Source organism: Xanthomonas sp. SHU 199 (assembly GCF_000364665.1).
GTDB classification, from domain to species: Bacteria; Pseudomonadota; Gammaproteobacteria; order Xanthomonadales; family Xanthomonadaceae; genus Xanthomonas_A; species Xanthomonas_A sontii.
In genome coordinates this window covers 1-7,866 of sequence record NZ_AQOI01000154.1, presented here as the reverse complement: position 1 = coordinate 7,866, position 7,866 = coordinate 1, and the positions used below count along the sequence as shown (strand labels likewise).

At 61.0% G+C, this 7,866-nt stretch carries 8 protein-coding genes and 1 pseudogene; 3 read left to right on the top strand and 6 right to left on the bottom strand.

Translation table 11 applies throughout. The features are described from left to right. Positions 1–364: 364 nt before the first annotated feature. Positions 365–685 carry a type II toxin-antitoxin system Phd/YefM family antitoxin gene (locus D183_RS0107050; protein WP_232757232.1) on the top strand — a complete coding sequence of 107 codons (321 nt, stop codon included), beginning with the start codon at positions 365–367 and terminating at the stop codon, positions 683–685. A 239-nt stretch (positions 686–924) separates the two neighbouring features. Next, positions 925–1,059 carry a hypothetical protein gene (locus D183_RS28125; protein ID WP_017908388.1) on the top strand — a complete coding sequence of 45 codons (135 nt, stop codon included), beginning with the start codon at positions 925–927 and terminating at the stop codon, positions 1,057–1,059. Positions 1,060–1,255: 196 nt separating this feature from the next. Here the strand turns inward: D183_RS28125 and D183_RS26355 are convergent, their stop codons facing one another. Both D183_RS26355 and D183_RS0107040 read right to left on the bottom strand, forming a co-directional pair. Next, the gene (locus D183_RS26355; protein ID WP_157835184.1) at positions 1,256–2,911 is read right to left on the bottom strand and encodes an AAA family ATPase; all 1,656 of its coding nucleotides are present in this window, start codon (positions 2,909–2,911) and stop codon (positions 1,256–1,258) included. A 150-nt stretch (positions 2,912–3,061) separates the two neighbouring features. Further along, a complete protein-coding gene (locus D183_RS0107040) occupies positions 3,062–3,277 on the bottom strand; it encodes a hypothetical protein (protein ID WP_198527645.1) in 216 nt (71 codons plus the stop codon). Between the two features lie 320 nt (positions 3,278–3,597). Between D183_RS0107040 and D183_RS24180 the strand changes: the two genes are divergently transcribed. Further along, the gene (locus D183_RS24180; RefSeq protein WP_017908386.1) at positions 3,598–4,299 is read left to right on the top strand and encodes a DUF2306 domain-containing protein; all 702 of its coding nucleotides are present in this window, start codon (positions 3,598–3,600) and stop codon (positions 4,297–4,299) included. 286 nt (positions 4,300–4,585) lie between these two features. Here D183_RS24180 and D183_RS0107030 read toward each other — a convergent pair whose 3' ends face one another. The 4 genes and pseudogenes from D183_RS0107030 to D183_RS0107020 form a co-directional block, all read right to left on the bottom strand. Then, positions 4,586–5,848 (bottom strand): alpha/beta hydrolase, encoded by a 1,263-nt coding sequence (locus D183_RS0107030; RefSeq protein WP_017908385.1) that lies wholly within the window; start codon positions 5,846–5,848, stop codon positions 4,586–4,588. Between the two features lie 73 nt (positions 5,849–5,921). Next, positions 5,922–6,134, bottom strand: coding sequence for a hypothetical protein (locus D183_RS27365; RefSeq protein ID WP_157835183.1), 213 nt, complete (start codon positions 6,132–6,134; stop codon positions 5,922–5,924). A 312-nt stretch (positions 6,135–6,446) separates the two neighbouring features. Then, positions 6,447–6,902 carry a hypothetical protein gene (locus D183_RS0107025; protein WP_017908384.1) on the bottom strand — a complete coding sequence of 152 codons (456 nt, stop codon included), beginning with the start codon at positions 6,900–6,902 and terminating at the stop codon, positions 6,447–6,449. A gap of 483 nt (positions 6,903–7,385) precedes the next feature. After that, a pseudogene (locus D183_RS0107020) lies at positions 7,386–7,866 on the bottom strand (type II toxin-antitoxin system RelE/ParE family toxin); the annotation flags it as partial.

The window sequence follows — 7,866 nt, the reverse complement described above, 5'->3', positions numbered from 1 at the left end:
CCCTGGCGCAGCCGGTCACCAGCATCGCCGCGGCCAGCGCGGCTCCCATCCACTTCGTCATGTCCCCGCCTCCGGTGTTGGAATCGGGGCGAGGATGCGATGGGTTGGATGTATGGGAGGTCAAGATTCCGGGGAAGGACGGAGCCGCAGAAAACCGGTCGGCGGGCGGGAGCGCCCAAAGCGCTCAGGAGGGGCGCGCGACCCGCGTTGGTGCGGCCATGTCCATCGCCATGCCAAGCATTGGGCCTTGCTCCGATGCGCTTTCGTGCGCGCTGGAAACAACACCATGCAGGCGACAGCCTGTACAGAATGCTGTAATCAATAGCGAAAGGAGTCGACCATTGGCTTTTCCGTCAACGACGTGGTGCCTTTCACTCTGGCGCGCGCCAATCTCTCCGAACTGGCCGACCAGGCGAAGGCCGGCGCCGAGAAGATCATTACCAAGAACGGCGAGAGCTACGTCGCGCTGATCGACGCCGACCGGCTGGACTACTTTCACCGGCTCGAGCGCGAGCGCATCCACCTGCTGTTGCTCGACGATGCGAAGCGCGGCTTGGCCGACATCGCCGCCGGCCGTACGGTCGATGCCGATGCCGCCATCGGCCAACTGCAGCAGCGGCGCGCGGCGATCAAGACGCCCGACGGGATGAGCCCAGGCAAGCGCGCGGTCAAGAAGCGGGGTTGACCATTGCATCGCGTCGAATTGACGGAGAGCTTCCTCGCGAGCCTCGACGCGATATAAGCGCTCCTGCTGGACGCCGATGCCGCTGCGGCCTTCCATGACCTGCTCGCCGAATTGCGGGCGGCCGCGATCCCGAACCTGCGGCGCTTCCCAGCATCGGCCGGCCCTACCTGGACACGCCGCCGCAATCGGCCGAGGCGCTGGCGCAACTGGTCGCCTTGCCGGCGGGAGTGCCTGATACGTTGCGCATCTACCTGCACGGCGACTACGTGATGCTGCACACGGTGGCGGAGGCATCCGCCGCCGTGTATCTGCTTTCCATCCGCCACCACCGGCAGCTTTCGTTCGACTTCGCTGGGCTGTGGAGCCGGGGGTGAGGATGCAGGTAGTGCACTCCGACCCCTGTTTGACTGGTAAGGCGGACACATCGTAACTGCATTCTGACTCCAGTTCTGTGAGAAAAACGGACTACCCGTTTCCACTATCGGTTACCTTCACTCATGATCGGCTTGTCCGCTGAACATTCAGAAGGGTTATTGTATTCAATGTAAAAAATAAAATAAATTCAAAAATTCATATCAGAGGTGCTAGTACCGATGCTGCTAGTTCTGTATAGATAGGCATTCCTGGCCTGATAAGAGGTGCTAGATGCTTGATTGAAAAGGCTTCTGCAGAATTTCCATAGCCAACCAATTTGAGCGACTTCCTGATCTGCACATATAGAACATCTATTATTTCTTTCACATCATTATTAGGCTTTCCTCTAAGCGGCAATTTATATAATTGAAGCTGCTTTATGTGGAGGATCTCTCCTAACGCATCAGGATTATTGAGGCTCTCGCAGAATTTTTTTAGGACACTGTCATCCCATAGAAAGCTTTCTATGTCCCGCCGGGGCAAAACATAAATGCCCTCACTTTTCAGATCATTGATTTCATCTTCATTTCGATCATCTCCATCCAATACCTTCCACGCCCTGATACCAGGTGCTAACTTCGTAAGCAGATATTTAAAGGTCTCACCATCATTTCGCACTTCGTTGCCGCCACCTAATGGGATAAATTCAACGCCTGGGTACCACGGGCCAAATATTATATTGTAAACGGCCACATCAAAGCTCGGCTTTTTACCAGACTGCCCTATCCTTCTTCCTTCACAGAACACCACGTAATCAGGCACGACTAACTTTGCGAGATCGTCCAGTGCTGTATTAAACATTTGTTTCCAGAATCGCTTATCTGGTTGAATTGGATTTAAATTTATGGTTTTATCAAAATCCTTTTCATGAAAATCAATAAAAGCTACTAGTCCAGGATTTTCAGCATTGAGTTCAGCGGCTTTGCGAGCCATTCCAATGGAGTGGGTGGAAAGCCAAAGTTGGCAATTATCAGGGGTAAGGTCAAACATGACAGCAAGCAACTTGGCTTGCAGCCGGGTGTGCATATGGAGCTCAGGTTCATCAATGCAAAAGATGGTGTCGTTGAAATACTTTCGTTTGACAATAAAGTCTAATAAAAGATCAAAGGCAGCCTTCTCGCCGCCGGATAAATTTTTATAGTGAAAATTAGATGTTACGCCTTTTGTAAAACGAAAAGTTCCTGAGTCCAATGGATTTCCTGGGCCCTCAAGAACTAAATCATCAAAGACTTGCAGCATAGCATCTCGAACTTCACCAATTAACTGATCAGTGATTTGACCTGCAGTTACGTTCTTTCCTTTTGGATCGTAGAGAAGCTCTAAGCTCCGACCTACTAAACGCTGATAGTTATTCTGAACTCGAGATTCCGAGAGCATTAATGTCGTGGCTCTACCTGGATCATCTAATATGTCCTCTAGCTTATTCAAGCCATTGATAGTGAAGTCGGGCGAATGTCGGTACGCAGAGCGAATATAGAACGCCTTTCTAAAAAGCTCTCTGTCATTCTTTATTTCTTTTGTCTCACCATGAAAAACGGGTTTAATTTTATTAAGGGTTTCTTCCAGGGGGCTGCTGCTGAGGGGCGGCAGTAAGGGCGTCATAACATTTTCATGCCGCAAATAGTAGTCGTTGTCGTAGCTGTAATCGTTTCTTGCGGCTTTCATCCAATAATTGAAAGCTTCGAACAAAGAAGTTTTGCCGCTGCCGTTGGGTCCTGTTAATAGGATCAACTTTGCCGTCCTGGGGATTTCAGAAATCTTCAGGTTGGCAAAACGCTTGAAGTCTTTGATGCTTATTTCTTTTATTTTCAAAATTTTTCTCCATATTTTTATATATCATAGAGACTTCATGAAGCGCACATCGTAAAGGTTTGCGCAGGTAACCGGATTGAAAAAATTCTAGACAGATTTCGCAAGCTAGCTAGTCAACGGAGGTGCGCTCCGCTTGTGTGGACTTGTCGGCTATAGCGTGATGCGACTTTCCAGCAGGTGGCAGTGCCGCGCTTTGAGGAACGAGGCGAGAGCTGCAATCCAGCAGAGCAGTCGGAGGAGCCACGCCAAAGGAGCGAATGCGCCCTCCGCTTGTTGGGCGATGGCCTGCGACAACGCGCCGTCGCGGCGGGAGAACCACCAGGGGATGCCGTCGCGCACGGCGAGGAACCCGGCGATGCCGGCCATGATTCCCACTGGCCACGGCAACGCCGCCAGCGCGTCGAATCCGGTTTTCCCCTGTCTGCGTCCCATGCGACCCCCGTCCCCGGATCGACCATAGACCTGTGCGCGGCAGATGTCTGTACTGTTAACTTTGTCGTCTACAAAACGAGACGCAATTTGCATTTAAGGCTGGGTGGTGGCGTTGCGATCGGTAGCCGGATCGCCTGCGCTGATCGGCGAAGCGGCGTGTGCGGCACGCGCCTGTCCGCCGCCGCCTTCCGTAGCGCCGAGACGTCCATGCTAGCGTCGCGCTGCCGACGGTCCGGCACACTGTGGGGCAGGAAATGAGCAGCGAGTCGACGCGCCGCCAACTGGCGCCACCACGCACCACGCCAATCGTCCGCCTGGCCTGGTGGGTGCTCTGGCTCGCCCTCGCCCTGTTCGCCGTGGAGTTCGTGCATTCGGTGTATCTGAAGTACGCCTCGCTGCAGTCGCCGGCCTATGCGATGTTCCTGACCCGCCGCGGCTGGCTGTGGTGCCATCTCGGTGGCGGGGCGGTCGGCCTGTTGCTGGGGGCGCTGCAGTTTGCGACGCAGCGGTGGCGGCGCTGGCCGCGGCTGCATCGTTGGGTGGGGCGGGTGTATTTCGCCGGGATGGTGGTGGCGATGGTCGGGGCGGTCGGGCTGATCGCGACCTCGCCGGCGCCGCCGTCGATCCGGGTGGCGTTCGCGGCCACGGCGCTGGCGTGGTTGGTGACCGGGTCGGTCGGACTGATGGCGATCTGGTGCGGGCAAGTGCCGCGGCACCAGCGCTGGATGGTGCGGGCCTATTTGGCGACGCTGGCACCGGTGGTGTTCCGGGTGGCGTTGCCGTCGGCGATCGGCCTTGGCCTGACGCCGTCGCCGGGCTTGATCGCGCTGCTGCTGTGGGCGAGTTGGGTGGTGCCGTTGTCGGTGTATGGCGTCGGGCGCGTGATCGCCGATGCGCGGGGCCGGCGCAAGCAATCGGCGATGCTGCTGTGCGGTGCCGGCCTCGGCGCGGGGTGATGGCCGGGCGTATGGGATCGTATGCCAGCCGGTGATTGCCACTGCCGGTATCGCCACGCCGATCTGCCGTCATTCCAGTCCTGAGTCAGATTTGCCAACGCTCGCGCTGTCGCGCAGCTGCGCACAATGCGCGGTCATCGTCGGCCCAGCATCGGCGCCCGCATCGCGCAGCGCCCGCATCGCGCAGAAAACACTGCCACGCCTGCGCCCAGGCGTGGCAGCCAGCGGGACGGACGATCGCAGGCGCCGGGGGAGGAGTGCGCCTGCGTTGTCGCCCGCCGCGACCTCAGCGGAGCTTGTCGAACAGTTGCTGGCGCACGGCGATGGTGCAGGCGTCTTCGGTGAACAGGTGTTCCAGCGCGCTGTTGTCGCTGGGCTTGCCGGTGCCCAGGTCGAGCACGGTCGCCTGCTTGCTGCCGCGTGCCTTGAACGCGGCGATGGCGGTGGTGGCGTTCTTCAGCGGCACGGTGGCGTCGTTGTCGGAGCCGCACAGCAGGGTCGGGGTGCGCGGCGCCCAGTCGAGCAGGTCGTTGCGCTCCAGGTCGCGCAGGAACGGGTCGTTGGCGTTGCTGGCGAAGTCCTTGTAGAAGCCGGGCTGGAAGTACTGGCGGATCTTGTCCACGCCCGGCAGGGTGTCGCCGAGCACCAGGTCGGTCAGGCTCTGGTTGCCGGGGAACAGCTTCTCCACTTTCTTCGCCCACGGATCCTGGAACACCTGCGACGGGTCGAGGTAGAGGTTCTTGTAGGTGTGCTGCATGCCGACGATGGCGTAGCTGGCCAGGACGATGCCGAAGGTGTTCTCGCCCACGGCGTTGCGGCCGCTCCAGCTGTCGCGGAAGGTCTGGCTGAGCGCATACGGGCCGGAAATCGGCGCGCTGGCGACCAGGTTGAACTCGTTGGACAGGTGCGCTTCGATCTCGCGCTGGGTGGCCATGGCGGCATGCCCGCCCTGCGAGAAGCCGGTCAGCATGACCTTGCCCGACAGCGGGGTGTTGAGCCGTTGCAGCACCTGGCGCGCGGCGCGCATCGCATCGATGGTGGAACTGGCCTCGGACGCGGCGTGCAGGTAGGGGTGGAACGCGTAGGTGGACTGGCCGATGCCGAGGTAGTCGCTGCTCACCACCACGTAGCCCTGGGTGGCGAGGTGGGTGACCATGGTGTCGTCGCCCTTGTCGTCGCGGATCTCCTTGGCCTGCTCGGCGCGGCGTTGCGACTCGGTGCCCTGGCTGTAGCTCACCAGCGGGAACGGACCGGGGCACTGGCTGCCGCCCGGCACCAGCAGCGCCGCCGACGCCGTGGTGGGTTCGCCATCGACGCCGATGGTGGCGTAGGTGAACTCGGCCACGCGCACGTCGCACTTGGCCTGGTCGGGGGATTGGTCGTTGGCCAGCAGCGTGGCGATCGCCTGACGGGTGTAGCTGGTCAGGACATTGCTCTTGAGCACGGTGCCGCGCGCCGGTGCCGCCGTGGCGGCGATGGGCAACAACGCGCCCGCGATGCCGATGAGGGAAAGTGCGCGCAGCGCCAGCCGATTCCGCTGTGTGGCCATGGAAACATCCTCGTGTCGAATCCCGGTCGCCCGGGGGGTGGGGGAGGGCGCAAACGCTACTATGTCGTCTGCATTATTTTTGCGACACGACGAGATAATATTTAGCTGCGGTATTGATTCGCATCGCGCCTGACGGAATTTCACGACACATCGCGTCGGAAAATGCCGAGATCCATCGATGCTGCGGCGTGCGCTGCGCCACAGTGGCGACGAGGAAAGGATGAAAGATCCGCATGGTTTCGCGCGAATCCAGCCGAATTCCGCTGTTTCGGCCGGCTGCGTGCACGTCACGGGAATTTGTCTACGTTTCTGAAGCGGACTTTTCAGAAGTCAATAATCTTGATTTCAAGATAATCGTAGGGTGGCAAGAGATAATCGCGTCAGATGATCCGAATATTGTCCGCCGCCACGAAACGCGTGGGCGGCGTAAGGACAGGAGCAGGACATCATCGACGTCGTGCGCGTCACAGTGTGTCTTGTTTGTCGCCGCGCGCGGTCGCGGTTGAACTCGCACCGCGGCATAAAAAAGCCGGCGGACCTTGCGGGCCGCCGGCTGCGATCGATCTTGCCGACCCGTGCGCGGGCCAGCGGAACGGGGTCAGCGCACTTGGTACAGCACGGTGGCGCCGGGCTTGGGTTCGAACGCGGGCACCGTTTGCTGCTTTAGCGCGGTGCCCTTGGCGTCCCATACCAGGGTTTCGGACGGGTACTCGTCCTTGCGGGTCATCGCATCGATCTGCTTGACGATCACGCTCGCGCCGGCGGGAACCTCGGGGTTCCAGGCGAACACGCCGAGCCTGCCGTAGAACACGGCAGGGGCGGTGGCGTCCAGGCGCCGGTCGGGGCACATCACCAGGCCGCGGTCGAGCATCACCCGCAGCGCGCCCACCGGCACGGCCTTCACCGCCGGCGATGTGCGGTCGGTGCTGTGGCCCGGGCAGACGTTGGCCGAGCGGGTCAGCATGTCCTCGACCACCTGCCGGTCGGGCTGGGCCAGCGCGGGCAGCGCGACGGCGGCGAGGGCGAGCGTTGCGAGAGGGAATTTCCAGGGCATGTCGAGACTCCTTCAATGGAGGAAAGACGCCGGGTTTTGCGGGACCTGCAAAGCGGGGGACAGGCGGCCGCGGCGGCGCGGGCAGACTCTAGCAACGGTGCGGGCGGCGAATGCAAAGCGGGCGTGAGGGCGCTGGCTGGGCAGCCGCTTCGGGCGTCGGGCGCTGCGCCGCGTTCGCTCCGCGTTGCCGCAGATTCGCGGATGGAACCGCTCCGACCGTAGCGCCGCCGCCCGCTGTGTTGTCCAGCGTGCCGCCAGCGTGGAAAGCGGGCAATCGCGTGGCAAGGGATTCAGTCCGATCGCAATGGAACCCCGCATGTGCCGACGGCTCCACTCGTCGCGGCTGAAGCCGTTCCGCAGGGATGAAGCCTGCGTCTCCAACGAATGCTGACCATCGCGCTGAAGGCCGGCCGCTCCTTGTGGGAGGGACTTCAGTCCCGACTGCAGCGAGGGTGGACGCACCGATCGCCCGCTCACAGCAACTCAGCGATACGGCCCCGGCCCCCGCCAGACCAGCTCGCCCTGGTGATAGACCTGCAGCATGGTGATGACCTGGCGGGCGTCGCCGATGCTCTTCAGTTCCGGCGAGTCCGGCGGCAGGGCGCGGCACTTGCCGGAGCCGCGGGTCAGGGCGATCTCCAGCGGGCAGACCATGCGGTACTCGGTGCCGGGCAGCAGGATGAACATCTCTTTCATGCCCTGCTGCTGCCAGGTGCGCAGTTGGCTCTCGCTGCCCAGGTCGTAATAGACCAGGTAGCCGCCGACTTCCAGGCTGGGCTGGGCCGCGTCCATGTCGTGGCGGTTGCCGCGGCTGCCGGGGCCGGCGGCCATTCCGCTGTTGTCCGGCGCGGTGTCGGTGTCGAGCGCGCCGGGCGGGCGCCCGGTCCAGGTCTGCGGACGGCGCTCGGTCGGCGGCGGCGGATTGCTGTCGGCGGTCTGCGCCGGACTCGGCGCCGGGGCGTCC

Coding starts and splice junctions, on each gene's coding strand:
- D183_RS0107030 (WP_017908385.1), bottom strand. CDS start 5,848: ATGGCCACACAGCGGAATCGGCTGGCGCTGCGCGCACTTTCCCTCATC.
- D183_RS0107040 (WP_198527645.1), bottom strand. CDS start 3,277: ATGGCCGGCATCGCCGGGTTCCTCGCCGTGCGCGACGGCATCCCCTGG.
- D183_RS0107025 (WP_017908384.1), bottom strand. CDS start 6,902: ATGCCCTGGAAATTCCCTCTCGCAACGCTCGCCCTCGCCGCCGTCGCG.
- D183_RS24180 (WP_017908386.1), top strand. CDS start 3,598: ATGAGCAGCGAGTCGACGCGCCGCCAACTGGCGCCACCACGCACCACG.